Origin of the sequence: Rhizobium sp. RHZ02, assembly GCF_014851575.1 — a bacterium.
Lineage (GTDB): Bacteria > Pseudomonadota > Alphaproteobacteria > Rhizobiales > Rhizobiaceae > Rhizobium > Rhizobium altiplani.
The window spans coordinates 311027-335841 of the sequence record NZ_JACUZX010000005.1 but is presented as its reverse complement, the minus strand read 5'-3'; the positions used below and the strand labels follow the sequence as shown (position 1 = coordinate 335841).

Here is a 24815-nt window from a genome sequence, read left to right as displayed (position 1 = left end):
CGGCGGGCGGGCTTGTTCCCGCCCGTTCGCTTTTGTGGTTACGGCGTGACGCCAAGCAAGGCCAGCCAGGCTTGCGACTGGTCGCCGGCAGCCTTGCGTCCGGCATCGTCAAGCACACGGGGGCCGCAATAACGGTCGATGTTGGTTCGGTCGGTGTCGTTGATCTCTGGGTTGTGCGATGCCGCAATAACCTGACGCCATGCACAGCCAAGGACAGGCTCGACAACGATGCCCTCGTTGCAGCCGGTGCTCAGGCAGAAAGAAATTTTCCTCTGACTTTCGATGCGACCGGCGATGGCATCCGCGTAAAGGCCGGTCCAATCAGCACGGATCTGTTCGCAGCGCTCGGCAGCGTCGCTTTGTTGGCAGCTGATCTTCGGAACATAGCTGTCCGCGGGTGGCCAGTCGGCAACCTCGGCGAGGCTGACGCATCCACAGGCAAGAAGAACGGCTGCAATCAACTCCGACATCGGGCCTCTTAACCGGCAAGAGAATCACTGGAGACAAGCTACAGCTTCTCTTGCGTGTTAGGGAGGCACTTCTGAAGCGTCATGGCATCAAAGCCGGCAAGGCAGCCGGTTTAATGCTTGCTCTTCGTTTCTCTTGCCAGCTTAAGGATGACGTCGTCGGCAGCGTCGGCCAGAGCCATCGCGATTTCGGCTGCCTTCCATCCCCTTTTCTCGCCATTGCGAATGAGCTCGAAAAGGAGGGGTTCGAACTCCGACCTGCAGGTTTCCATACGCTGATCGGAAGTCGAACGATTCTTAGCCAATTGACTATCTACCATGTCAATACCCCAAAACCCTCGAGATAGATTTAGCAAGGCGGCGAGAGAGCGCAAGTAAATATATTAATCGAGCTTTAACAATTTCGACTAATATATACTTTATTCGCCAAATACTAGAAAAATACAAGAAGGGCCCGTCGGGGTTGGACGGACCCCGCCTTCTTTGTCGCACAGAAAAAGCAACGCGGTCAGCCGGAGAATCTTCGCTATACTAGGCGAAAGGGTCAATACATCCATATTTTGTATAGCACACCATAAATGTGTTGCGATGGGTCTCGTCCATACGAGATGGTACAATATCTATGCTCGCCATGCGCGAGTGTCCGGGAAATTCTATTCAGTTTTACTTTAGTTAAGCGTGTATTTCCGGACTTTACTTTGGATCGGGGTTGCGGGTGGCTGCGCCCAGTTCATGCCACTCCCGGCCATCGCTGCGGATCAATTCGTCGGCGCAGGATGGACCACTGCTTCCAGGCGCGTACGACTCCGGCGTTTCGCTGCTTTTCGCCCATAAATCCAGAAAGGGTTGCACCGCCGCCCAACCGGCCTCGATGCCGTCGGCGCGCTGGAACAGTGTCTGGTCACCGGTGAAAAGATCGTAGAGCAGCGACTCGTACCCGGTCATCTTGCCGATGTCGAACTCGTCGGCATAGCGGAAGTCGAGCGAGACCGGGACGGTGTCGACAGATAGGCCGGGCGACTTGATGGAGATCTCGACGCTCAGCCCCTCGTCGGGCTGGACCTGGATGACCATCTTGTTCGGCGGCAGGTGACGGTCGACATCCGTTTTCCGAAACTGCGCGAAGGGCACCTGCTTGAAGGTGATGACGACTTCCGTATCGCGCGCCTTCAGCGCCTTGCCGGTCCTGAGATAGAAGGGCACGCCGGCCCAACGCCAGGAATCGACGTAGAGCTTCATCGCGACGAAGGTTTCGGTATTGCTGTCGGGCGAGACGTCCTTGGTTTCCCGGAACGCGGTAATGTCGTTTCCGTCGAGCTTGCCTGATGTGTAGGCGCCGCGGACGGCATGTGTTTCGGCTTCCTCCGGCGTATAGATACGCAACGCGCTCAGCGCCTTGCTCTTTTCCGTACGGATCGCTTCGGCGCCAAATCCGTTCGGGGCCTCCATCGCGATCATCGCCAGCAGTTGGAACAGATGATTGGGGATCATATCGCGCATTGCGCCGGTCGCGTCGTAGAATTTGCCGCGCGTGCCGACGTCGACTGTTTCGGCGGCGCTGATCTGCACGTGGTCGATATAGTTGTTGTTCCAGAGCGCCTCGATCATCATGTTGGCAAAGCGGGCGGTCAGAATATTCTGTACCGTCTCCTTCCCCAGGAAGTGGTCGAGGCGGTAAACTTGGCTCTCGGAGACATTGGCGAGGATGCGGGCGTTCAGCGCGCGGGCCGAGGCGAGGTCGGTGCCGAAAGGCTTCTCGATGGCAATCCGCCGGAAGCATCCGTCAGTCTCGCTGGTGAGTCCGTGCTGGGCCAGCTTTTCGACCAGCGGGCCGAAGAACTGCGGCGGTACCGCGAAGTAGAAGGCTGCGTTACAGTTGGTCAGGTGCTTCTTGATCTCGACGAATATGCCATCTTGCGTGAAATCGCCTGAAATATAGGAGATACGCTGCCGCAGACCCCGCCAGGCGTCGTCGGTCTCCGGGCGGATCGGGTCGCTCAATCCGGCTAGGAAGCTGTCCAGCCTCGCAACCAGTGAGGCGTCGTCGCCAGCTTCTATGCCGACGCCGAGGATCTTCAGATCGTCGCCGACCAATCCACTTCGCGTCAGATTGATGATCGCCGGTATCAGCAGGCGCCGCGTCAGGTCGCCGGTCGCGCCGAAGATGACGAGTGTCGCTGACGGAATGGGGGCGGCGTCCATGAAGGTTTCCTCGCTGTTTCCATCGACTATACTGCGCGCTTGTGCGGCGGCAAGCAGGATGCCGCCTGAGCATTGCACGGCAATGTCACCAGAATCGGTCCTACCCGTCGACCGGCCAATGGGATCCGGTCGATCTGCCAGGCGGGTCAGCCCTTTACCGCCACCATGAAGATCCGCGGGAAGCGCAACAACACGCGCCCGTCCGACATCTTCGGGTAGGCCTTTTCAACGCGGCCGAGATACTCCGCCAGGAACGCCTCGCGATGCTTTTCGCCGGCGTGATCGAGATAGGGCCGCAGGCCCGTTCCTTTGACCCATTCGACGATTGCCGCGGCGTCAGCCATTGGATGGTTGTAGGCTGTATGCCAGATGTCGACGCGGGTGGCCTTGCCGATGAGCCGGCTGTAATAGGTGGAGGGCGGCGGCAGGGTTTTGCGGCGAACGCTCCGCGCCTCGAACGCTGCTCTCCACGGGCCGGCATGCGCTGTCTCCTCCATCAGCAGATGCGTCGGCTCGGCCAGATTATCGGGCATTTGCACCGCCAGCACGCCGCCCGGCGCAAGTCCGTCCATCAATCGATCGAAAATGTCGAGGTGCTCAGGCAGCCACTGGAAGACGGCATTCGCAAAGAGGAGGTCCGCCGGTTCGCTCGGCTGCCAGGTGGCAAGGTCGGCCTCGACAAAGGGCGTGCCGGGCATGCGCTTGCGAGCCGCTTCCAGCATGTTCAGATCGCTGTCCAGGCCGGAAACGCCTTTGGCACCGAAACGCTCGACAATCAGCTCCGTCGAATTGCCCGGCCCGCAGCCGAGGTCCACGGCGTGGCGGACGTGTTCAAGCGGCACCTGCGCCAACAGATCCCGCGCCGGGCGTGTGCGTTCATCCTCGAATTTGACATACTGGCTGGCAGACCATGCCATGACCATCTCCCTTACAATTAGCTTCCAGGGTGCGCGCTCGCATCGCGCCTACGTCGCGACCGGTCGGCGTCGAGCTCAAATACAGTCGACGAACGGCGGCGAACGCAAGAGGCCGCGTACGAAATCGCCCATATCGTCTTTGTATGACAGTATTTATTAAGGGAGCAGGTGAGGCTCGCCCGAGCTATAGTCTCGGGCGGAGACCAAAAGGACTCAGGCCGCCAATATGGTGATCCCATGGGCGTTGGCTGCGGCATTCATGCGGTCCCGCGTTTCCGCTGACGGCGCCGCCTTCGGCGGTTCCTGCGAGCCAGCTGCCTCCAGAAATTCCACCATGTCGCTGTCGACGATAGCCGAGAAGACGGCGGCCTGATGGCCGGGATTGGAGTAGGCGTGCGGCTGGTTCGCCTCGATGCGGACGATGTCGCCGGTCGTCGCCTCGAACTCGTCGATGCCGTTCTCCGTCGCGCGGCGGATCGTCAGCCGACCCTCGATGATCCTGAAGACCTCGGGACTGGCGTGGCGGTGCAGCGGCGTCCGGCTGCCCGCCGGCACGGTAATGTCGAAGATGTTGAGCCAGGCTCCTTGCAGACGAGCCCGTCGCTCGATCCGATCGCCCAGCACGAATAACACCTTCGCGCTCGCCTGGGCAGGCGCTTTTACAAATGAGTTGGACATCATGTCTCGCTTTTCTTTTTCTTGGCGGCGAGCCCGTTAGACCTTTCCAAGGTCAATGGCAACTGGCTTCAAGTCCGTCGTGGTTGGCGTTTTCAGCGTCGGCCGGCATATGGGCAATGATCCTGTCGGCATCAAGACGGTGCGGCGTATCGCCCCTTTGCGGCTCTCTTCGTCCGAGAGCGGCCGCATGTCCAGCACAGCTGGCGGAATATCAGCGACGAGCCGGGCCAGATGTTCGGGACCGTCACACCTGGAGGCTGCGAGCAGCTGTTCATCGACATCGAAGCACTCAATGCCGATACGCCCGAGAAAATTGCAGTGATCGAGGCGCGCCTGGGGATCATCAACGATGTCACGCTGGCCCTCAATTTGCCGAGCGTGAAGCAAGGACAGGTTACCGGCACCGCATTGGCGCCTACCGTTTAAGGCTGCAGCACTCTCCTGGCCCTCGCCCTGCGCCGCCAGAATGCGTTTGGCGACTTCCCCCAAAGCCTTTGCATTGTCCTTGGCGATGGACGCCGCGATGGCCTGCAGCGCTGCAATATGAATCGCAACCACAGTAACGCTACAAACTGCAGCACTCGTTTTGATTGAAGTCGGTTGCGGTCGAGCCGTCAGAACTGCGTGATGACACTGATCCCGACTCCTTCGGCCTGATCCAGCGTCATCAAGCCCGGGATCGCCTCTTGAAGCGTGATGCGCCGGCCGATTAGCTTCTGTGGCGCGATCTTGCCTGACGTCAGCATCGACAGCATCGCATCGTAGCGCCAGGCCTGCATGCCGTGGCTGCCGTAGATCTCCAGCTCGTGGCCGATCACCTGCGCCATCGGGATCTGCGGTGTCGCATATTCGCCGACCATGAGGCCGACCTGCACATGCCGCCCGCGCCGGCGCAGGTTCTTGATCGAGTTGAAGCAGGTGACGGGGTGGCCGAGCGCGTCGATCGAGACATGCGCGCCACCCTTGGTGATCTCGCGAACCGCTTCCGCCACATCGGCGACGCTCTTCGCATTGATCGTGGCCACCGCGCCGCACTCGCGCGCGAAGGCGAGCTTCTCGTCGGAGAGATCGATACCGATGGCGTTGGCGCCAAGCGCCGTTGCGATCATGATCGCCGATAGGCCGACGCCCCCGCAGCCGTGAACGGCGATCCATTCGCCGGGACCGGTGCGCGCCTGGTCGGCAACGGCGCGAAACGACGTCGCAAAGCGGCAGCCGAGGCTTGCCGCCGTCGCATCGTCGATGCTGTCGGGAAGGTGCACGAGGTTGGTGTCGGCATAATCGATCGCCACGTATTCCGCAAACGAACCCCAATGCGTGAAGCCGGGCTGGAACTGGTTCGGGCAGACCTGCTGGTTGCCGGAATGGCATTCGCCGCAATGGCCGCAGCCGGACACGAAGGGTACGGTCACGCGATCGCCGACCTTGAAGCGCACGACGCCCTTGCCCGTTGCGACGACCTTGCCGGCCAGTTCATGGCCCGGCACATGCGGCAGCTTGATATCAGGATCATGGCCCATCCAGCCGTGCCAGTCGCTGCGGCAGAGCCCGGTCGCGCCGACGGCAATGACCACGCCATCCTCGCTGGGCGTGGGGTCGGGCAGGGCGCGAATTTCGGGAGCCTTCTCAAAGGCGTCGTAGAACATGGCTTTCATCGATTTTACTCCCTATCAGCCGCAGCGATTCCAACGGATGATGCCACGCCGTCGGTGTCGCATCCAATCGCGCCATCCATGATTTTCCGTGATATACCCATCGATGGCGCGCAAGGGATCGCGCACGAATATTACGCCCTGGAAAGCCTCGTCGCCATTTTCTTGCGTAGGGTTCCAGGCCGCGGATTTCCGCTTGACCGGCTCTTCGCGCGGGGATTTTGCTCTTCGGACTTTTCAAGGAGAATGCCCATGGCCGTCGACACATCGCCCCGTTCAACCACCTGGACCTACGTCGAGGGAGAGTGGATCACCGGCAATCCGCCGCTGATCGGGCCGACCTCGCATGCCATGTGGCTGGCCTCGACGGTCTTCGATGGGGCGCGTTGGTTCGACGGCATCGCGCCGGATCTCGACCGGCATTGCCAGCGCGTCAATCGCTCGGCGATCAACATGGGCCTGAAGCCCGTCAAGACCGCTGAGGAGATCGAGGCGCTTGCCTGGGAAGGCATCAAGAGGTTCGACGGCAAGACGCCTGTTTACATCAAGCCGATGTATTGGGGCGAGCATGGTTCAGCCGGCAGCGTCGTCACCGTCGACGGTGAATCCACCCGCTTCGCCCTTTGCCTGTTCGAAGCCCCGCTCGGCAACAATGCGCCGAATTCGCTGACCGTCTCGCCCTATCGCCGCCCGTCGCCGGAAACGGCGATGACGGATGCCAAGGCCGGCTCGCTCTATCCGAACAGCGGCCGCGCCATTGCCGAGGCCAAAAGCCGTGGTTTCGACAATGCGCTGATGCGCGACATGAACGGCAACGTTGCGGAAACGGCGTCCTCCAACATCTTCATGGTCAAGGACGGCATCGTCTCGACGCCGATCGCCAACCGCACCTTCCTTGCCGGCATCACCCGCGCCCGCGTCATCGGCCTGCTGCGCAAGGCGGGTTTCGAAGTTCGGGAAGTGACGCTCTCGGTCGAGGATTTCATGAACGCCGACGAGATCTTCACGACGGGCAATTACTCCAAGGTCGTTGGCGTCAATCGCCTCGATGGCCGCGACTTCCAGCAAGGGCCGGTCACGCGCAAGGCGCTCGAACTTTATATGGATTGGGCCTTCGGCCGCAGCGAAAGCGACAGCTAAGTCTGTTGCCTCGGATCTGAATACAATGGCCGCGCTTGCCGCGGCCATTCGCTCGGCTGTAGGGAGGAGAGCCGACATCTCTTTGTTCGAACGACCGAGAAGCCTGCGTCATGATCGTGCGCCCCCGTCCCAGCCTGCTTAAACTCTTCTTCATTCTCCGCGGTTCGATCATAAAGCAGGTTTTTCCGCAGATCCTGCTGACCGGTTTCCTGTCCTCGCTCGTGGTTCTCGTCCACAGCGTCTGGCCGGGTGTCCTGCCGGTTTTCAGCGGTGCGCCTTTCGCGCTTCTCGGCATCGCGATCTCCATCTTCCTCGGCTTTCGCAACAACGCCTGCTATGACCGCTGGTGGGAGGCGCGCAAGCAGTGGGGACAGATGATCTTTTCGGCGCGTCACTTCGCGCGGCAGACGCTGATCCTCGAAACGGCGCATGGCGAGGCCGGGGCCGAAGCGCGCAGACGCCTGGTCACGCTCGTCATGGCCTTCATCCAGTCGCTGGTGCCGCATCTGCGTGCTGGCAGTGGCCGCGAAAAGGTCGAACGCCTGCTGTCGCCTGAGCTGAAAGCCCGCTATCACGCGAGCCGCACGCCGCCGGAGGCGATTTCGCTGGAAATTTCCCGGGAGCTTGCCGATCTGCGTGCCAAGGACATGCTGTCAGACATCTCCTATCAGATACTCGACAAGACGCTCGGAGAGCTGACGCTGGCGCAGGCCTCCTGTGAGCGTATCCGCTGGACACCGGTGCCGTTCGGCTACACGCTGCTGCTGCACCGCACGGCGCACCTCTTCTGCCTGCTGTTGCCGTTCGGCTTCGACGACGTCCTCGGCTGGTTCATGCCCTTTGCGACGGCGCTGGTCGCCTACACCTTCTTCGGCCTCGATGCGCTCGGCGACGAGCTGGAAGCGCCCTTCGGCAACCAGCCGAATGCGCTGCCGATCGGCGCCCTTGCCGACACGATCGAGATCAATCTGCGCGAAGCGCTGGGAGAGACCGACCTGCCGCCTCTCCCGGTGCCGGTGGACTACCTTTTGATGTAAGCTCTCCGGCCTCCGTAGCGCTGAAAGAAGTCAGGGCAGGACAGGCGTGCCGGTCCGGTTGGCGGCGGCCAGATAGACCTCTGGGGCGAAAAAGACGCCGTCCTGTTCGAAGGCCAGCAGTTGCTCGGCTCGTAGCGCTTCTCTCACCCTTGGCCGTTCACCAACCCGCTTCATGAAAGCGGAAAGCGCCGGCCATTGTCTGAGGTCGATAGCGATCCATGGTGACCAGTTCAGGCAGACGAAGAGATAGGCATCGGCTACGGTGAAATTCTCGCCGGTCAGGTAGGCCCCCTTCATGCGTTTATTCAGCCATTCCAACCGTTTGAGGATGAGGGCGTGGATGGACTCGTGCGCGGCTCCATAAGCCGCATCGAAAAACATAACCATCGGCTTGTGCAACTCGGAGCTTATGAAGTTCAGGTAGGATTGCACCTGGCTGCGCTCGAAGGTACCCGCTGCTGGCAGCATCGATGTCCCCTCTGGCGCGGTCTCGGCAAGAAACTGGGCGATGACAGGCCCCTCGGTCAACACCTTGCCATCGTCGAGTATCAGGGCCGGCACATAACCGTTGCCGTTGATGGAAAGGTAGTCGTTGCCATTCTCTGCCCGGTGGTTCGCGGGGTCGACGGCGATCAGTTCCACATCGATTCCAAGTTCGCGGCAAACGATATGCGGCGAGAGCGAACAAGCGGCAGCGCGCATGTAAAGTTTCATCGGATTTCCTCCTCCGCAGACCGGCATTGGCGTGCCGGTATCAATTCATTGGACATTTGTACTGTTTCGCATAAAAATAAATCAGTCAAGAATTTAATGCGAAGCGGTACAAAAATATGAAGGATGAGAAAAAACGGGGCCGACCGCGCGCTTTTGATACGAGTGCGGCGATCGGCAAGGCGCGTGAGGTTTTCTGGGATCGGGGATTTTCCGCGGCGTCGCTGGACAATCTGAGCGCTGCCACGAGCCTCAACCGGCCGAGCCTTTACAATGCCTTCGGCGACAAGGAGGATCTCTATCTGGATGCGCTGGAGGGCTACCGGATGGACAGCATGGTTGTCCTCGAGGAGGCGCTGGATGCGTCCTTGCCGGTGCGCGAGAATCTGGCGCGGATCTACGATCGCGCGCTTGCGACCTACCTTCACGGCGATACGGCGGCGCGCGGCTGCTTCTTGATCAGCACCGCGGCCGTCGAGGCCATCCAGCACGAGCGCGTGCGCGACGTGCTGGGCCGCAGCCTCGCCGATTTCGACCGCGCTATAGAGGAACGCCTCGTTCTTGCGGTTGAACGCGGAGAGCTGCCGGACAAGACCGATCCGAAGGCATTGGCCCGGTTGGCCTCGGCGATCATGCACTCGCTGGCAGTGCGGGCGCGCGCCGGGGAAACCCGGGAGGCGCTGGAAGCACTGGCGCGCTCCGGCGTAGAGCTTATCTGCGGCGCGCCGTAACGGCATTGTGCGGCCGCACGAGCCAGGCGTAGGCGGCGCCGGCGATCAGCAGCACGCAGGTTCCGAGGAAGACCGCCCGCATGCCGATATGGCCTCCGACGAAACCGCCGAGCACGGGACCGGCGACCTGACCGACATATTGCGAGGAGACCGACAGTCCGAGGATGCTGCCGGCCGCACTGTCCGGGACATTATGGCGGATGACCGCGGAGATGCAGGGCAGAAGCCCGCCGAGCGCGATCCCCATCAGGAAGCGCAGGATGATCAGCTGCCAGGAACTGGTCACGAATGCCTGCGGGATCAGCAGTAGGCCGGCGACGGCAAGGGCGCCCGCAATGACCGGCCAGTGGCCGATCCGGTCGGCAAGCTTGCCGAGGCGCGAGGCCGACAGGATGCTGCCGAGCGCTGCCGCCGACATGACGATGCCTGCTATCATCGTCACCCTGCCGGGATCTTCCGCCAGCTGCGCGACGTAGACGGTGATGATCGGCTCGATCGACATGTTGGCGAGCATCAGCAGCATGCCCGTGGCGAGCATCGCAATGACGGGACCCTTGTCGGGGATCGAGGCCCAGCCGCCGCTTGCCTTCGCGGCCTGCTTGCGGGCAGGGGACTTCTCTTCCTTGATCAGGAAGGTGGTTGCAAGGAACGCCAGGAAAATCATCCCACCGGCGGCGAGGAAGGTGTTGCGGATGCCGATCAACGGCGGCAGCGCGCCGCCGATCAGCGGCCCGACGAGGTTGCCGGCCATGATGCCGGAGGCAAGCACGCCGAGCGCCCATGCGGATCGATCCTTCGGCGTCTGCGTCGCGACCAGCACCATCGAGCCGGAGGAGTAGCCGCCCGCAAGGCCGACGAACAGGCGCAACGCCACCAGCTGCCAGACGTTGTCAGCCATGCCCATCAGCGAGATCGCGACCGTCATCCCGGCGCTGGCGCGCACCAGCATCAACTTGCGCCCGTAGATATCGCCAAGCCGGCCCCAGAGCGGCGCCACGAAGGCGGCGGCCAGAAAGGTCGCGCCATAGGCGATGCCCGACCACTGCACGATCGCCGCGTGGTTACTGACCCCAAGCTCCTCGACATAGAGGGGCAGGAAGGGCAGCAGCAGCGTCATCGCGACAATCGTCGTGAAGGAGCCGAGCAAGGAAATGACCAGATTGCGCTTCCAGTAGATCGAGCCGCTCTCGACAACGGCTGCGTCCCATTTGGTATCGGTCATTTCGTGGCCTTTGCATTGATCGTATAGGTCAGTTCAGCCGCGCCGGAGGCAAGGACATGTCCCTTTGCGGCGGCAAGAAAATCGGCGCGGGTGAAGGCGTCGGGAAGCGTGAGCCTTTCGGTGTCGAGCGCATAGACCGTTACGCGGTAGCGATGGATGCGGAGATCGTTCCACGGTGGGCACGCGCCCATATAGCCGCCGTAGGGACCATCCTTCAAGAACCCAGCGAAACCATTCTGGCCGCGGCGGCCATGCTCGGTCATCTCCAGTGGCAATCCGCCCGGCGGCAAGCCGTCGCCATCGGCTCCTTCGGCGAGCTTTGTGACCGTGGCCGGGATGTCCGCAAGGATCCAGTGCGTGAATTCCATCCGGGGCAGGTCGTACGCGATCACCGTTCCGTCCTTGTTGAGCAGCGTGAGGTCTTGCGGCACATCCGGATCGGTCATGGTAAGCGCATAGGACCGTGTGCCCGCCGGTCGCTTCGACCAGGAGAAGGCCGGGCTCTTGTTCTTGCCAGCCGCCGCCTTGCCGCCGGCCGCGATGCAGGAAGCGTTCTCCTCCGGCAATGTGCCGCCCTTGCCGCTCTCGAAGGTGACCTTCAAGTCCGCGGCGAGGGTCGGCATAGCGCCGAGAGCAAGAATGAGGGTCGCTGCCGTTATCGTTTTACGCATGAGCGTGTCTCCTTTTCGATGAGACAGCTCTAACAATCGCGGTGATCGCCTGATGCGCAGAAACGCTCAAAGAATTGTCGGAAAAGCTCAAACATTTGCCACATGCTGTCTGGCCCGCATGCGCTCGGCGAAGCGTCGCGGCGAACGATAGCCGGCCGCAAGCGCCGCCTCGCGGAGCGAAACGCCTTCCTCCGAGAGCAGCGTTGCAGCAAGGTCCACACGCACCTCGGTCAGCAAGTCGCGCAAGGACGTCGATTCCGCCGTCAGCCGGCGCCGCAACGTCGCGTTGCTGGTGCCTAGTTCGGCGGCGATCGCATGGGCGGTCCAGGACTTGTCCGGTTGCCAGCGGATGAGCGAGCGTACGGCGTCGCTCGTTGTTTTCGACTTGACCGGCAGGACGCCGCGCATGCCAAGCACCGTCAACACCTCCATCACGCGATGTTCGATCAGCAGGGCAGGCAGCGTCCCGCTCGTCAGGCCCTCGCCGGCATGGTGGATAGCGGCAGCAAGGACCGTGTCGAGCGGCAAATCTATCGGCCGAACCGCCCGCGGCGGCGGGAACGAACGCGCCGCCCGCGCGACAAGTTCGTCGGGGAAGCCGATGAAGATCGCCCGGTAGACGCCGCTGGTAGGATCGGGGTCATTGACGACATCGCCGCGCCAACCGCCGGGCAGGACCAGAACGGTGCCCGCGCCAAAGCGCATCTGCCGTCCCATGGTCACGAGTTCCTTCGAACCCTCGACGATGACCACGATCGACGCGCGCGGAAACGCGCAGCCGGCGATGCGTTCGCGCTCGCGTGTCACGAAAGTACAGAGCGTGGAGAACTGCTCCGCCACCTCAGGCAACGCCCGCGGGCGGTTGTCCTTTGCGGCAAGCTTCTGCAGCCGCTCCAATATGGTTTGCGCTTCCAACATGCGATCGTCCGTCGTCGATGATGGCGATGATCTTGAACCATCGCCGGAGACTTTCCAAGCCGCCAGTGGTGCCGCAGTTGCCGCAATGGGCTTGAGATGCTATAAATCCGATTGCAAAATGCAATCGGATTTTGGGGCGAGGCCACTGACGCCGAAAGGATTTGTGCCATGGACACCCTGCAAACATCGCGCGAGCAGACCGTTCGCGGGCTCTACGATGCCTATCTTCAGGGCCGCAAGGATATCGCGGCCGGGATGATGACGGAGGACTTCACCTTCTCCAGCCCGCGCGACGATCACATTGATCGCGTTGCCTATTTCAGCCGTTGCTGGCCCGAGCCGCCGCCATTCCGCGATATCGAGATCGAGCACCTTGAGATCGCGGACGACGAGGCCGTGATACGCTACCGGGCCGAAAAGCATGACGGCGGGGCATTCCGCAACATGGAGGTCATGCGCTTCAGGGGCGACAGGATCGCCTCGGTGGACGTCTATTTCGGTCGCAACGTCTAGAACATGCCCCCCAAAGGGGACCAGGGCCGAGGCATCGGCAAAAGGGAAAACAGAACTCGGTAGCACGCCCGCGCCAAACGTCCTGGTCTTGCCAGCGAACACGATATTGGCGATCCGCGACGGCGTGTCGTCAGTCTGTCATTCTCTCTCGGCCGGCTCTCCAAATCCGGTACCGGATTTCCACGTCGACGGGTGCAAACACCACGAGGGGAAGCCTACTGTTGTATCGCAAGAGCGGGTCGTCCGAGCTCCGCACGAACGTTTTCTTCTTGGTATTGTCCGGGCACGCCATCCGCGTACTCGCGACCGCGCCAACTCCGGTAACGACGTAGTAGTCATATCCCCAGCCATCGACCGTGCGCTTCTCCAGCTGGGAGCCAAAGGTATGTCGATTACAGTCCACCAACTCGGTTCGACCGACGATCACGCCAACCCGGCGCGCATCTTCGTCGGAACGCTTCGGCAGGAAGATAACGTGTCGTTGCTGACCTGCGGGTGCCTCGGGAAATGCCTTCAACTCGTCCCGCGCCTGGCGGGGCTCCGTCGCAGAAGCCCCACTCGCCGCGAGTGACAGAAAAACCAGAACTGGAATTGAGTATTTCGCTGCTTTACCCGCCCAAAATGAAGTTGCCATTTTTCACCCTTTTGCCCGCAATGCTGGTCGAGGTTGGGTTGCCGATCGAGCTATCGCTTTCGCTTGGCGCCCGTCCACCTTGCATGCCCCGGACCAAGTGCCCGTAGATTATCCAGAACGGCCATGTTAGCGTCGGGTTGTATTTCAGCGCCTTGAGATGGAAAAAGCAATGCTTCGTTTAGGCCGGAAGTACAATCGCTTAGCGTCAACGGCGAGCTGCGGATGTGCAAACCCGAGGTCCACAGGGTCTCAAACCACCTCGCGGATTACTCTCGCAGAAGTTTTCTGAAGACTGTCGCTTCGGCCGCGATCGTGGCAGGCCTACCAGGTCTGGCAAGCGCGCAGTCTTCGCCCCCGCAAAAGCTGATGCTGCGACAGGCTCGTCTGTTTGACGGCAAGACAACTACCCTGCGAGATTCGGTCCAGATACTGATCGAAGGCAATGTGGTGTCGTCCATTGACGCGAACGGCAATCCTCCGCCCGCCGACGCGACGGTTATTGACTGCGCTGGCAGGGTCGTGATGCCGGGCCTGATCGATGCCCATTGGCATTCGATCTTTGCCGCGGTGCCATTGAACGTTCTTCTTGCAGGTGATCCCGGCATAATTTACGCCGCGTCGACTGCCGAAGCAGAGCGGACCCTCATGCGCGGGTTCACCACCGTGAGAGACCTGGGCGGGCCCGTCTTCACCTTCAAACAGGCAATTGACACCGGCATCATTCCGGGTCCCCGCATCTTTCCTGCGGGGGCAATGATCACCACGTCCGGGGGGCACGGCGACCTCAGGATGCCTTCGGAAATACCCGCGAAAGATGGCCAACTCAGTGTCGGCGAATTGCTTGGCGCCTCAGCGATCGTCGATGACATCGGCTCACTGAAGCGGCGCGTCCGCGAGCAACTCCTGCAGGGCGCGTCCCATATCAAACTGGTGGGCGGCGGCGGTGTCTCCTCGCCTCGCAGCCCTCTCGACATGACGACGTTCAGTGAAGATGAGATCCGGGCCGCCGTCGAGGTGGCCAGGGATTGGAACACCTATGTCACGATCCACGCTTACGCTCCCCATACCGTGCAGCGCGCTATCGCGGGGGGCGTCGCCTGCGTCGAGCACGCCCATTTGATGGATGAGGACACGGCAAGAATGTTCGCGGACAAGAACGTCTGGCTGAGCACCCAGCCGTTTCTGAGCATGGAAGACGCCGCGTCGCAAACGGGTCCGGGTGTCGAGCGCGTCAAACAACTCTTTGCCGGCACGCCGAAGGTGTACGACTACGCCAAGAAGTACGGCATCAAGCTTGCCTGGGGATCGGATGTCCTCTTCTCGCCGCAGCTGACGCCCCGTCAAAACATCATGCTGACCCATTTGTCCAACTGGTTCAGCAATGCCGACGCGCTGAAGATGGCAACTTCGGTCAATGCCGAGCTGCTCGCTCTTTCAAATTTGCGAACACCCTATGCGGGGAAACTCGGGGTTATCGAAGAAGGGGCACTCGCGGATGTGCTGGTATGGAACGGAAATCCGCTTGACGATCTTCGATTGATCGAAGCGCCGGAAAAGAATTTGTCCGTCATCGTCAAGGATGGCCGCGTCCACAAGAACCTACTGTAGTCACGCCACATCGGCGGCGGAGAGTTTGCGCGTATCACTCGCCTCCGTTCTAGGCCGCTTTGCGCCGCCACAAGCAGACATCGTACCATTTATGTATGCAGTTCACTCGCGTAGCTATTGCTACGCCCGATTTCGGGGCCGACTCGCTCGCTCTGGAAAAAATGAGTTACAGAGGTGCAGCATAATTTGGATCTTGCTTGGTGTACTCTGCAATTCGCTATCAAGGCCATCCCTATGCTTTTTCACTCGCTCAGCGGCGTCCTCCGGAGACTTTCCAATCTCAATGAGGCCATTCTTTCCTTTCTCGTACAGGAAGTTCGCCTCTGAGGTATGAAAGGCTTCGGCGTCCGAAAAACCTGTTTTCCTGTAGGTTTCGGCCAGCTTCATATGGACGGCCGCGCAAAAGAAGAATTGATATTTGGCAAAACGACGCTTGTGTTCTTGCGCGGCCGAGACGGCTGGCAAGATAATTAGAAATACTGCAAGCAACCGAAATTTCACATCGCCTCTCGACGTGCAAAAGTGGAACGGCCCGACGCGGCCGAGACCAGATGTCAACGCCCGCTGCGCGAGTTTGTCGCTTGAACCTTAACTTTCGATTGCGATTGAGGCGTGGCTTTTGTCTGATGCAAGTGGCGTGTTTGATGGCCGCAAAAGGCCGAAAGGCGACGCCGATACGGACATCTCTTTCGCGCTACAAGGGGACGCGTCGCCGTCGCAAGACTTCTGAAGCCTCGCACTCCACCCGATTGCACCGTGAACATAGCGAGTGGTGCCGTGGCGTGATAGGTGTTGGACTTGGATCAAGCCCAGCATTCACCTGAACTCCTAGCAAAGGACAAATGCCATGGGAGACCAGAAGCGCCCGCTCCAACCAGGGGAATACGCTCCCGCCTTCGCACTTCCGTCGGCAAATCAAAAAGGAACGGTCTCACTCGCGAGCCTCCACGGTCACCCTTTTCTGATCGCCTTCTTCCGCGGGCTGCACTGCCCGTTCTGCCGGCGTCAGGTGGGACAACTCGGTAGTCTACAGCCTGCCCTGCGCGCCGCGGGGGTGGAAACAGTTGCCGTGATCAACACGCCGGTAGAGCGCGCCCGCATATATTTCGAGCACCGGCCGACGCCGGCCGTGCTCCTATGTGACGAGGATTGCTCGACGCACCGGGCCTTCGGCGTGCCGCACGGTGAGTTCCTGCCCGAGGGCAGCGGCGAGAAACCAGTATGGCCCTATCGGGCAAGCATGGAGCAATTCGAGGCCGCTCGCATTAACCCGACGGGTGAATTGCCGGAAGCGTTACACCCGATGGCGGCCAACGCCTTACTCAACGCCCAAGACGGCTTCGAGCTTACTGAAATCGATCATGCCATCTTCGCAAGCCACCCCACACAGCTTGTCGGGCACTTCCTCATCGACGGCGATGGCATCGTTCGCTGGGTGCAGATTGAAGCGCGCGACGGGCCTGACAGCCTCTGCATCTTTCCAAACGCGGCGGAAATGCTTGCCGCTGCCAGCAGCCTCCGACGCTGAAGGCGTTGCATATCCGACATTCGTCACGCATTTGCGCCGCTACCGGACACCTCATGGTCGCAAGGCAAGCTCGCCGAGGTGACTGCGGACCCATTTCACCTCCTCTGAGGCGGTGCGGCGGAAGTGCCTTTTGAAGTCGCGGCTGAATTGGGCTGGGCTGAGGTAACCAACCGACAGCGCGGCCTCTGCGATCGTTTTTTCCTGGCGCGCCATGATCAGCCTTGCTTCGTGAAGCCGCATCGCTTTGACGTATTGCATCGGGCTGCTGCCTGTCAGCGCCTTGAAATGTGCGTGATAGGAGGGGACGCTCATGCCCGCTTCCTGTGCGAGCGCCGTCACTGAAATCTCCAAGCTGTAGGTTTCGCGCAATCGGGCGAGGCTTTGGACGATCTTGCCGGAGGTGCCTTTCTGCTGTAGCGCCGCAATCATCTGTGCGCCCTGCGGGCCGACGAGGATGCGATAGTGCAATTCGCGCAAGATGCCCGCGCCCAGAACCACCATCTCCATGGGATCGTTGAGCACTCGCAACAGGCGTAGCACGACATCCTCGATGTCGGGCTCCATTCTGCTGGACATAAGACTTCTCGCCGCGGTGCCTGTCGGTCCGGAACGCCGTGCCTCGACGTCCGAGGCGATCTCGGCCGCGAGCTGCGTGTCGAATTCGAGATAGACCGCAAGCAGGGGGCATTCTGCGCTGGCGACGGATTCCATCCGGAACGGAACCGGGACCGAGACCGCCAGATAATGCTCCTCGTCGTAGAGATAGACCTCGCCTTCAAGCATTCCCTGCTTGCGACCCTGCAGCACGAAAACCGCACCAGGCTTGTAGAGGACGGGTATGTCGTGGAGGACCTCTTCGGTCCTGAGGATGCGGACGCCGTGAAGCCCCGTCGGATTGTAGCCGTGACGCGGGGCGAGGCGTCCGGCCAGTTCCACAAGCTCCCGGCGCCTTGATGGCGCACCCTTCGCATTTATAGGATTTGGCAAGACATTCATAGTTTCCGCAATCGATGAACGTGTAGGGAAAGATTATCAGTCAAATGATTATCACCAATCAAGAAGAGATTGTCCACCATGTCACAGAAGACTTTCTTCATCACAGGCGCGAATTCCGGGTTCGGCCTGGCAGTCGCGACGGCAGCCAGCGAACAGGGACATACCGTCATTGGCACCGTCCGCTCCGAAGCCTCGCAAGCAAGGCTTGCGGAACGCCTGCCGGCGGTCCGTTCCGTCCTTTGCGACGTGACCGAATTCGACAGGATACCGGACGTCGTCGAGCAGGCTGAGAAAGACCACGGCCCGGTCGACGTCCTGATCAACAATGCCGGTTACGGTCACGAAGGGCTCCTCGAGGAGTCGCCGCTCGACGAAATGCGTCGTCAGTTCGACGTGAACGTCTTCGGCGCTGTTGCGGTTGCCAAGGCTTTCCTGCCGCGGTTTCGCGAGAGGCGCCGCGGGTTCATCGTCAATGTCACGTCGATGGGCGGCATGATCACCATGCCCGGCATCGCCTATTACTGCAGCAGCAAGTTCGCGCTTCAGGGAATATCGGAGGTGATGCGTGCGGAAATGGCGCCGTTCGGCGTCCACGTCACCGCACTCTGCCCCGGCTCGTTCCGGACCGACTGGGCCGGCCGCTCGATGGTAAGGACTGAGCGGTCCATCGACGACTACGACGCGCTGTTCGATCCGATCCGAGAAGCGCGGCAAGCAAAGAGCGGCAAGCAGCTTGGCGATCCCAACAAACTCGCGGCGGCCGTGCTCAGCCTCATCGAGTCTGGCAATCCTCCACCGCAACTCCTGCTTGGCAGCGATGCGCTCAAACTCGTCTCTGACAGGATCGAGCGCCTGCAGCAGGAGATTGAGGCGTGGAAATCCGTCACTGTCTCGACCGACGGGTAAAGCGCAATGACAAAGGTGGCCGCGGTTCGGATTTCCGATCACGCGGTCTGCCGCTCTCCTCATACTGAGGAGCGTTTCGAGCTGTAAGCAGTGTTGTTGGCACTCGTTGCGTGTTGCCGAGAACAAGGCGCGGCAAGAGAATCGGAAGATCGCCACGTGCTTTAGGGCATTGGCAGGCTGCCTATTTCGTCTTCCTGGACACCACCCCCACAGCCGGCGCCACCAGCGCGAATTCCTTCATCTCGTCGGGAGACAGGTAGTAGAGCCTGTCGGGGGGCGTTTCCATGGCGTGGATCCAGAGGTCCGGCTTGATTCCCATGTCGTCGAGATGTCGGGTGATATTGGCGGTGGTGCGTTGGCCTTCGGACATGGCGAGATCAGGCGACAGCTTCTCCCTGGTGGCGTTGAAGACCTGATGTACGCCGATGACAGCATCCTTGTCGGCCGTGCGGACGACGCCGCCGGCCATGACGATCGGGCAGGAGGAAACACAAAGCGCGCCGCTGGCGACGCTGGTCGCGATCTTGCGTTCGCGGATAACCGTGGAGATGGCGATCGCGTCGCCGATCGATCCGCCTGGCGAATCGAGCGCGACTGTTTTGACGTACTCGCCACGGGCCCGGATTTCGGCGTCAAAGCGTGCGGCCGCGCCCGGTTCGATCGTGCCCTGTGCAAGGAGCACGCCGTCCGCCTGCAGTTCGAAGCGGATCGGCCTCATCAGGACCTCGGGGTCCGCGGTGATCTCGGCAGGTGCGTTTTGGGGTTTGCCCTGCGTGAGAGCCGGCGGAAGCATGGGCAGGGCACCCGGCGTAAGTGGATCGAAGGCCGAACCGGCGGAGCTGATCTCATGCCAGTCTATCACCACGAAGACGGCGGCTGCGGCGAGGAGAGCGTGGAAGGCATGCCGCATCAGCGTGCCGTCATCGGCGGAGAGCACGTAGTCCTTCAACCTTTGCCCCGCCGTTTCCAGTCTCATGCCGGCGGTCCTTTGCGTGGTCCTTTGCCTGACAGGTCGAAGCTCGCGACATTCGACTGGTCCGTCGCTTCACTGCGCTCTGCAGCATCCATGGCGGCCTCGACGTCGGCGCCCTGCTGCTGGATCTCACGCCGCACTTCCAGCGCCTGCAATAGTTCGGCCGCGGTAATCCGTTCGGCGAAGGGCAGGCGCTGCTCCTGGTGGCGCAGCGTCGAGTGGACGATCGACAGCATGAAGATCAGCACCGCCGGCAGGATATCGATCGAGATGGCGCCGGCCCAGCTGGGGATGAAATCACCGGCGTAGCGCAGCACCGCTTCGGCCGAGGAGAGCGGCACGAACCGCCGTTCGGCCACCGGCTTGCGCTCGAGGATCTGGTCGGCTGCCTGCGAGAGCACCTTCGATTGCGCCGCGACGGAGGATCGGATCGTTTCCATCACCTGGTCTTGCCGGGTGACGAGATCCGCCTCGCGTCCATCCGCCACCGGAGCGATGAAGCCGAGCGACAGGTCTTCCGCCGCGCGCTTGACCGACGGCGCGATCGAGGTCTGCTCCAGCGAGGTGATGACGCCGGAAAGTCCGACGACTTCGGCAGCGAACTGATCGGCGCGCGGATTGATCGCGCCCGGCGCCGACACCAGCGTCCGCATCGTCTCGAGATGCTTGCGGCCCGCGTCGAAGAGCGTCGTCACCCGTTCGCGCGAGGCGTTGATGCCGTTTTCGAGCTCGGTCAGCTGCGAGGCCATCTGCGACAGGAGCTGCACGACGCTGCCGGCCCCGGTCGTACCGGTCAGCGCGCCGGTCTCGCGTTCCTGGTCGGCGAGGCGCTGGAACCGTTCCTGCGTGCGCTGGATGTCGGGCAGCAGGCTCTGGGCGGCAAGCGCGTTCTGATGCGCCTGGTCGAGATCGGCCGTGTAGTCTTCCAGCGTTTCGGCCAGATGCTGTTCGAGCGCCGCGGAACCCGCCAGCGCGGCCGCGTTGAGCCAGCTCGACATGGCGATGATCATCGCGCAGCCGAGCGCCATGACACCGAGCATGGCCGTCCGTCCGCCTGTACTCGTCACGTGCGGATAAAAACGGGCCATGTAGGTCCAGAAGGCGTAGATCGCCACCGAGACGGCGCTGGAATAGATGAGCGCCGCGAAGAACACGGCGGTTGCCGATCCGTCGAGGATGCTTCGCACGCCGAGATAAGTATAAACGCCGGAGGCGAGCGCCAGGATCGCAAATGCGAACCGGGTCATGGTCTCGACGGATTCGATGCCTTCCTGCAAGCGATGCGACGTGCCGAGCGCCATGGTCTCCTCCGGGCCAATGCATGCCTTCCCAAAACGCGCAGCGGTTCGAGGCAAGGACATGCACAAGAACAAAAACCTAAGGCAGGTCGCGCAAGTCTTTGTTCACGCGATCGGCCTTAGTCCCTTAAGAAACCGATATAATACAGGCAAAAGCAAGGTTTGGCATCAGGCCGAAGTCTGACGCCGTCAAGCCTTATTCGGCGGGCGTGCTGTCGACCGACGGCGCACGCAACGACTTTTCGGAGATGTCGATCATCGGTGTGAAGCCTGCCGCCGGCATGCGGACTTCGTCGCGTTCCTCGAGGGCGGCGGTGGGGACCACGACGCCCGGCCGTTCGCTGCGTGCGACCTCGAGCTGGCCGGTCAGGATGGCGCGCTCGGCGCGCAACTGCCGGATCTCCGACTTGGCAATCTCCAGGCTGGTGCGCAGCTGGCCGATTTCGTAGCGATCGGAATCCATGCGCGTATCGATGTCGCGGCGCAGCGCATCGGCATCCCGGTCGCGGCGCACGCGCAGGCTCTCCGCCTCACGCAGCTTCAGCGTCAGCTCGTTGGTCTGCGTGGCGAGTTCGCGGCGGGCGGACTCGCTCTCGGCGCCGGTCGTGCGTGCGCGCTGCAGTTCCTCGGCAAGGCGCTCCGAGCGGGAGAGGGCGGTGACGAGTTCCGATTTGACGCGCTTGAGATCGGCGCGGGCTGCCTGCAGTTCCTCATCCGTCATCTTGTTGCGGCCGTTTGCCGTGACGAGTAGCTTCTCCACGAGTTCGGCCTTGGAGCCGATCGCCTCGTGCTTCGTCGTCAGGTGGGCGATCTCGAGCGCCGAGGAGGCCTGCAGGGTCTCGTGCTCGACTTCGAGCCGCTTGTGGCGCTCCTCGAAGAGGGCGAGGTCCTGCTTCAGGCTCGCAACGGCCATCTGCAGGTTGCGCACCTGGGCTTCCTGTTCGATGAGGCTGGATTTCAGATGGCTGCGTTCCTCGTTGAGACGGGCCATTTCGCGCGCCTGGGTGCCGTTTTCGCGGCGCGAGGTTTCGATGAGCAGCTGGTGCGCCGTCGTCTCGTTGTCGAGCTTTTCGCGGGTGGCCGAGAGTTCGCGGCTGCGCTGGTCGAGCTCCGTCTGAGCGCGCTTCAGGAGTGTCGAGGCTTCATCGAATTGGATGGCGCGATCCGTCAATTCACGTTCGGCATCGAGCAGCCGGTTTTCGATGATCGTGAATTCTTCGCGCGTGACCTGATGCACGCTCTGCAGCTTTGTCAGCTCGTCGCGGAAGGCGTCGATCCCGGAGCGAAGCTGCGCGTTGTCGGCGTAAAAAGCCTTGTTCTCGGCAGTCAGGCGAAGATTGTCCTGGTCAGCCTTTTGACGCGCATGGCTTTCGTAGTCGAGAAGCGAGCTGATGCGCGCGCATTCGGCGCGGAGCGCACCGGTCTCGTTCAGCGACTGGCTGTGAGTGCCGAGCAGCGAGGAAACGCGCTCCTGCAGCGATGTGAGGCTCGACAGCAGGTCTTCCGACGTCCGCTGGTTTTCCTCCAGTGCGGAACCGAAAGCAGCGAAATCGTTGACGTCAGGGATAGCATAGCGCAGCGGCTCTTCGGCTGCCGGGCGATGATCCGCTATCGAAGCGGGTCGGTATCCTGTTGTCGACAGCGACTTGCCGCCGTCTTCTGCGCGACGAAAAAAACTCATGACCATGACTTATGCCCCAAAAGTACTGTCAAAACGCCGGCGAAATATGGATTTCAGCTAATTAAGCGAACCTATCGAAAATTGCCTTGATTCCGTACACGCATGCTGTGCGTGCATCTAGAAACGGCGGCGCGGTCGCTGTCAAAATACGCAAGATGACAATCAACAGGTTTGAGGGGCTGACCTGTGACATTCGCGCAACAGCCGCCTGGCGACCTTACTCCTCAGGGAGAATCCGCATGCCGTCCGTCTCAAGCTCGCTACCGAGTTCGACACTTTTCGTCTGCTTGTCGTAGACGCAAAAGTAGCTAACGAAGCCGTTCGCGCCCTTCGGTTTGCCGGTTACAAGGGCGATGCCGTAGTGCTCGCTGCCGAACGGATCGACGACCGCATGTGGAAACTCGATCGAGGCGCGCGCCGCCTGTTTGCACTTGGCTTCAACCTCGGACGCGAACTCCTGCCAGGCGTCGCCTGAGGAGGCGCGGGCGGTTCCCGCCGCAGCGATTGCCATGGCAAGTACGCAAAAGCGGATTTTATTCCTCTGCATCTGAAAAGCCCGTCTTCCAGCTGTTGTAAAACTCGCCCATGATCAGCGATTTAGGGCTGCAAAGCCAAGTGCTTGGCGAAGGCAATTTTTCCTCTCTGCCCGTCTTTTTTGATATTTCGCAGGTTGCCTCTCCATGCTTGCGCTCCTATGTTCCGCCTCACCTGCCGATTACGCAAACTATTGCCAAGAGGAGACCCACAATGGCTTTCGAATTGCCCGAACTTCCCTATGACTACGAAGCGCTCCAGCCCTTCATGTCGAAGGAAACCCTGGAATTCCATCACGACAAGCACCACAAGGCTTACGTCGACAACGGCAACAAGCTCGCGGCAGAGGCAGGCCTTTCCGATCTCTCCCTCGAAGACGTCGTGAAGAAGTCGTTCGGCACCAATGCCGGCCTCTTCAACAATGCTGCCCAGCACTATAACCACGTCCACTTCTGGAAGTGGATGAAGAAGGGCGGCGGCGGCAACAAGCTGCCGAGCAAGCTCGAAGCTGCCATCAATTCCGACCTCGGCGGCTACGACAAGTTCAAGGCCGATTTCATCGCTGCCGGCACGACCCAGTTCGGCTCGGGCTGGGCATGGGTTTCCGTCAAGAATGGCAAGCTCGAAATCTCCAAGACCCCGAACGGCGAAAACCCGCTCGTTCACGGCGCGACCCCGATCCTCGGCGTCGACGTATGGGAACACTCCTATTACATCGACTACCGCAACGCGCGTCCGAAGTACCTGGAAGCTTTCGTCGATAGCCTGATCAACTGGGACTACGTCCTGGAGCGCTACGAAGCCGCAGCGAAGTAATCGGCTCGCACAAAAAAAGATGTCAGCACCCGGCGCCTCGAAACGCCGGGTGTTTTTGTTTTCGATGACTGTCACAAGCTTGTCATGCCGCGCGCCTAAAGCGCTGACATGACATCCTTTTCCGATCTTCCCATTCTCCGTTTCGGCGTCGTCGCTGATTCGCAATATGCGGCGAGGGAGCCGCATGTCGGAATGAACCGCCACTATGCCAGAAGCCTTGCCAAGCTCTCCGCGGCGGTCGAGGTTTTCAATGGCGAGGAACTGAGCTTCGTCATCACGCTCGGCGACATCATCGATCGGGACTTCGAGAGCTTCGACGACATCCTCCCCGTCTACGACCGCCTGAGACACGAAAATTTCTTCCTGCTCGGCAATCATGATTTTTCCGTCGCAGCCGATCGGTTGGCCGATGTCGCCGCCCGCGTCGGTCTGGCATCGACTTACTACAGCTTCGCCAGGCAGGGGTGGCGGTTCATCGTTCTCGATGGCAACGAGGTCAGCACCTTTGCGCCGCCGGAAGGGCATCCCTATCGGGACATAGCCGCCCGTCGGCTCGCCGAGCTTAGGGCAGCCGGCGCCGTCAACGCGCAGGAGTGGAACGCCATGCCGAGCGACGAGCAGGTCGCCTGGCTTTCCGACCAGATTAACAAAGCCCGTGCTGCAGGCGAGCGGGTTATCGTCATGAACCATTACCCCGTCTATCCGCCGAACGCGCACGACAGCTGGGACCGCGAGCGCATCATCACTCTTCTGACGGCGCACGAACATGTCGCGGCCTACTTCAGCGGCCACAACCACGCCGGCAATTTCAGCACGCTCGAGGGATGCCATTTCCTCAATTTCAAGGGGATGGTCGATACCGAGACCGAGAATACCTTCGCTATCGTGGAAATCTGGGCCGACCGCATCGAAGTTCACGGTTTCGGCCGTGAGGACAGCCGGACGCTGAAGCTCCGCTAGGCTGCCGCCAATCGTTGCCTGG

The 24815-nt window shown here is 61.2% G+C and carries 25 protein-coding genes and 2 pseudogenes; 10 read left to right on the top strand and 17 right to left on the bottom strand.

Annotated elements, in window-relative coordinates; genetic code table 11:
• Nucleotides 1–38: 38 nt before the first annotated feature.
• The 5 genes from IB244_RS11645 to IB244_RS11625 form a co-directional block, all read right to left on the bottom strand.
• Nucleotides 39–470 carry a hypothetical protein gene (locus IB244_RS11645; protein ID WP_113113310.1) on the bottom strand — a complete coding sequence of 144 codons (432 nt, stop codon included), beginning with the start codon at nucleotides 468–470 and terminating at the stop codon, nucleotides 39–41.
• 110 nt (nucleotides 471–580) lie between these two features.
• Nucleotides 581–772 (bottom strand): hypothetical protein, encoded by a 192-nt coding sequence (locus IB244_RS11640; RefSeq protein ID WP_192241199.1) that lies wholly within the window; start codon nucleotides 770–772, stop codon nucleotides 581–583.
• A 388-nt stretch (nucleotides 773–1160) separates the two neighbouring features.
• Nucleotides 1161–2669: a glucose-6-phosphate dehydrogenase gene (gene zwf / locus IB244_RS11635; protein ID WP_192304279.1), complete on the bottom strand. Its 1509-nt coding sequence runs from the start codon at nucleotides 2667–2669 to the stop codon at nucleotides 1161–1163.
• Nucleotides 2670–2815: 146 nt separating this feature from the next.
• Nucleotides 2816–3586 (bottom strand): trans-aconitate 2-methyltransferase, encoded by a 771-nt coding sequence (tam, locus tag IB244_RS11630; protein ID WP_192304277.1) that lies wholly within the window; start codon nucleotides 3584–3586, stop codon nucleotides 2816–2818.
• A 213-nt stretch (nucleotides 3587–3799) separates the two neighbouring features.
• Nucleotides 3800–4267 carry a cupin domain-containing protein gene (locus tag IB244_RS11625; RefSeq protein ID WP_192304275.1) on the bottom strand — a complete coding sequence of 156 codons (468 nt, stop codon included), beginning with the start codon at nucleotides 4265–4267 and terminating at the stop codon, nucleotides 3800–3802.
• A 180-nt stretch (nucleotides 4268–4447) separates the two neighbouring features.
• Between IB244_RS11625 and IB244_RS11620 the strand changes: the two are divergent.
• Nucleotides 4448–4690 (top strand): annotated as a pseudogene (locus tag IB244_RS11620) (hypothetical protein); the annotation flags it as partial.
• A 188-nt stretch (nucleotides 4691–4878) separates the two neighbouring features.
• On the opposite strand, the gene IB244_RS11615 reads toward IB244_RS11620, so the two are convergent.
• Entirely contained in the window at nucleotides 4879–5919 is a 1041-nt protein-coding gene (locus IB244_RS11615; RefSeq protein WP_192304274.1) for a zinc-dependent alcohol dehydrogenase family protein, read from the bottom strand.
• 249 nt (nucleotides 5920–6168) lie between these two features.
• Here IB244_RS11615 and IB244_RS11610 point away from each other — a divergent pair, with 249 nt between their 5' ends.
• Together IB244_RS11610 and IB244_RS11605 are read left to right on the top strand one after the other, a co-directional pair.
• A complete protein-coding gene (locus IB244_RS11610) occupies nucleotides 6169–7056 on the top strand; it encodes a branched-chain amino acid aminotransferase (RefSeq protein WP_192304272.1) in 888 nt (295 codons plus the stop codon).
• Between the two features lie 110 nt (nucleotides 7057–7166).
• Nucleotides 7167–8093: a bestrophin family protein gene (locus tag IB244_RS11605; RefSeq protein WP_192304270.1), complete on the top strand. Its 927-nt coding sequence runs from the start codon at nucleotides 7167–7169 to the stop codon at nucleotides 8091–8093.
• A 30-nt stretch (nucleotides 8094–8123) separates the two neighbouring features.
• On the opposite strand, the gene IB244_RS11600 is transcribed toward IB244_RS11605, so the two are convergent.
• Entirely contained in the window at nucleotides 8124–8807 is a 684-nt protein-coding gene (locus tag IB244_RS11600; RefSeq protein WP_192304268.1) for a glutathione S-transferase N-terminal domain-containing protein, read from the bottom strand.
• Between the two features lie 116 nt (nucleotides 8808–8923).
• Here IB244_RS11600 and IB244_RS11595 point away from each other — a divergent pair, with 116 nt between their 5' ends.
• Nucleotides 8924–9535 carry a TetR/AcrR family transcriptional regulator gene (locus tag IB244_RS11595; protein WP_025661074.1) on the top strand — a complete coding sequence of 204 codons (612 nt, stop codon included), beginning with the start codon at nucleotides 8924–8926 and terminating at the stop codon, nucleotides 9533–9535.
• Here the strand turns inward: IB244_RS11595 and IB244_RS11590 are convergent.
• From IB244_RS11590 to IB244_RS11580, 3 genes are all read right to left on the bottom strand, one after another.
• On the bottom strand, nucleotides 9516–10757 hold the full coding sequence (locus IB244_RS11590) for a multidrug efflux MFS transporter (RefSeq protein WP_062370581.1): 1242 nt from the start codon (nucleotides 10755–10757) through the stop codon (nucleotides 9516–9518). The genes IB244_RS11595 and IB244_RS11590 overlap by 20 nt on opposite strands.
• Entirely contained in the window at nucleotides 10754–11428 is a 675-nt protein-coding gene (locus tag IB244_RS11585) for a YbhB/YbcL family Raf kinase inhibitor-like protein (RefSeq protein ID WP_192304266.1), read from the bottom strand. Before IB244_RS11585 ends, IB244_RS11590 begins: the two co-directional genes overlap by 4 nt.
• Before the next feature lie 87 nt (nucleotides 11429–11515).
• A complete protein-coding gene (locus IB244_RS11580) occupies nucleotides 11516–12346 on the bottom strand; it encodes a helix-turn-helix transcriptional regulator (RefSeq protein WP_192304264.1) in 831 nt (276 codons plus the stop codon).
• A 168-nt stretch (nucleotides 12347–12514) separates the two neighbouring features.
• Between IB244_RS11580 and IB244_RS11575 the strand changes: the two genes are divergently transcribed.
• The gene (locus tag IB244_RS11575) at nucleotides 12515–12859 is read left to right on the top strand and encodes a nuclear transport factor 2 family protein (protein WP_025661070.1); all 345 of its coding nucleotides are present in this window, start codon (nucleotides 12515–12517) and stop codon (nucleotides 12857–12859) included.
• Nucleotides 12860–12989: 130 nt separating this feature from the next.
• Here the strand turns inward: IB244_RS11575 and eco are convergent, their stop codons facing one another.
• On the bottom strand, nucleotides 12990–13493 hold the full coding sequence (gene eco / locus IB244_RS11570; RefSeq protein WP_113161948.1) for a serine protease inhibitor ecotin: 504 nt from the start codon (nucleotides 13491–13493) through the stop codon (nucleotides 12990–12992).
• A 169-nt stretch (nucleotides 13494–13662) separates the two neighbouring features.
• Between eco and IB244_RS11565 the strand changes: the two are divergent.
• Nucleotides 13663–15101, top strand: a pseudogene (locus tag IB244_RS11565) (amidohydrolase family protein).
• Nucleotides 15102–15221: 120 nt separating this feature from the next.
• Here the strand turns inward: IB244_RS11565 and IB244_RS11560 are convergent.
• Entirely contained in the window at nucleotides 15222–15602 is a 381-nt protein-coding gene (locus IB244_RS11560) for a hypothetical protein (protein WP_192304262.1), read from the bottom strand.
• A gap of 346 nt (nucleotides 15603–15948) precedes the next feature.
• On the opposite strand from IB244_RS11560, the gene IB244_RS11555 reads away from it, so the two are divergent.
• Nucleotides 15949–16629, top strand: a complete 681-nt coding sequence (locus IB244_RS11555; RefSeq protein WP_112647462.1) for a peroxiredoxin-like family protein — start codon at nucleotides 15949–15951, stop codon at nucleotides 16627–16629.
• 51 nt (nucleotides 16630–16680) lie between these two features.
• On the opposite strand, the gene IB244_RS11550 is transcribed toward IB244_RS11555, so the two are convergent.
• Nucleotides 16681–17625 (bottom strand): AraC family transcriptional regulator, encoded by a 945-nt coding sequence (locus tag IB244_RS11550; protein ID WP_192304260.1) that lies wholly within the window; start codon nucleotides 17623–17625, stop codon nucleotides 16681–16683.
• Nucleotides 17626–17703: 78 nt separating this feature from the next.
• On the opposite strand from IB244_RS11550, the gene IB244_RS11545 reads away from it, so the two are divergent.
• The gene (locus IB244_RS11545; RefSeq protein WP_192304258.1) at nucleotides 17704–18531 is read left to right on the top strand and encodes an oxidoreductase; all 828 of its coding nucleotides are present in this window, start codon (nucleotides 17704–17706) and stop codon (nucleotides 18529–18531) included.
• 181 nt (nucleotides 18532–18712) lie between these two features.
• Here IB244_RS11545 and IB244_RS11540 read toward each other — a convergent pair whose 3' ends face one another.
• The 4 genes from IB244_RS11540 to IB244_RS11525 form a co-directional block, all read right to left on the bottom strand.
• Nucleotides 18713–19507, bottom strand: coding sequence for a hypothetical protein (locus IB244_RS11540; RefSeq protein WP_192304256.1), 795 nt, complete (start codon nucleotides 19505–19507; stop codon nucleotides 18713–18715).
• Nucleotides 19504–20805 (bottom strand): hypothetical protein, encoded by a 1302-nt coding sequence (locus tag IB244_RS11535; RefSeq protein WP_192304254.1) that lies wholly within the window; start codon nucleotides 20803–20805, stop codon nucleotides 19504–19506. The genes IB244_RS11540 and IB244_RS11535 overlap by 4 nt, the downstream gene beginning before the upstream one ends.
• Nucleotides 20806–20998: 193 nt before the next feature.
• Nucleotides 20999–22489 carry a hypothetical protein gene (locus IB244_RS11530; RefSeq protein WP_192304252.1) on the bottom strand — a complete coding sequence of 497 codons (1491 nt, stop codon included), beginning with the start codon at nucleotides 22487–22489 and terminating at the stop codon, nucleotides 20999–21001.
• 211 nt (nucleotides 22490–22700) lie between these two features.
• Nucleotides 22701–23030, bottom strand: coding sequence for a hypothetical protein (locus IB244_RS11525; RefSeq protein ID WP_192304250.1), 330 nt, complete (start codon nucleotides 23028–23030; stop codon nucleotides 22701–22703).
• A gap of 200 nt (nucleotides 23031–23230) precedes the next feature.
• On the opposite strand from IB244_RS11525, the gene IB244_RS11520 reads away from it, so the two are divergent.
• On the top strand, nucleotides 23231–23833 hold the full coding sequence (locus tag IB244_RS11520; protein ID WP_018116360.1) for a superoxide dismutase: 603 nt from the start codon (nucleotides 23231–23233) through the stop codon (nucleotides 23831–23833).
• 108 nt (nucleotides 23834–23941) lie between these two features.
• Nucleotides 23942–24793, top strand: coding sequence for a metallophosphoesterase (locus IB244_RS11515; protein ID WP_192304248.1), 852 nt, complete (start codon nucleotides 23942–23944; stop codon nucleotides 24791–24793).
• Nucleotides 24794–24815 lie beyond the last annotated feature (22 nt).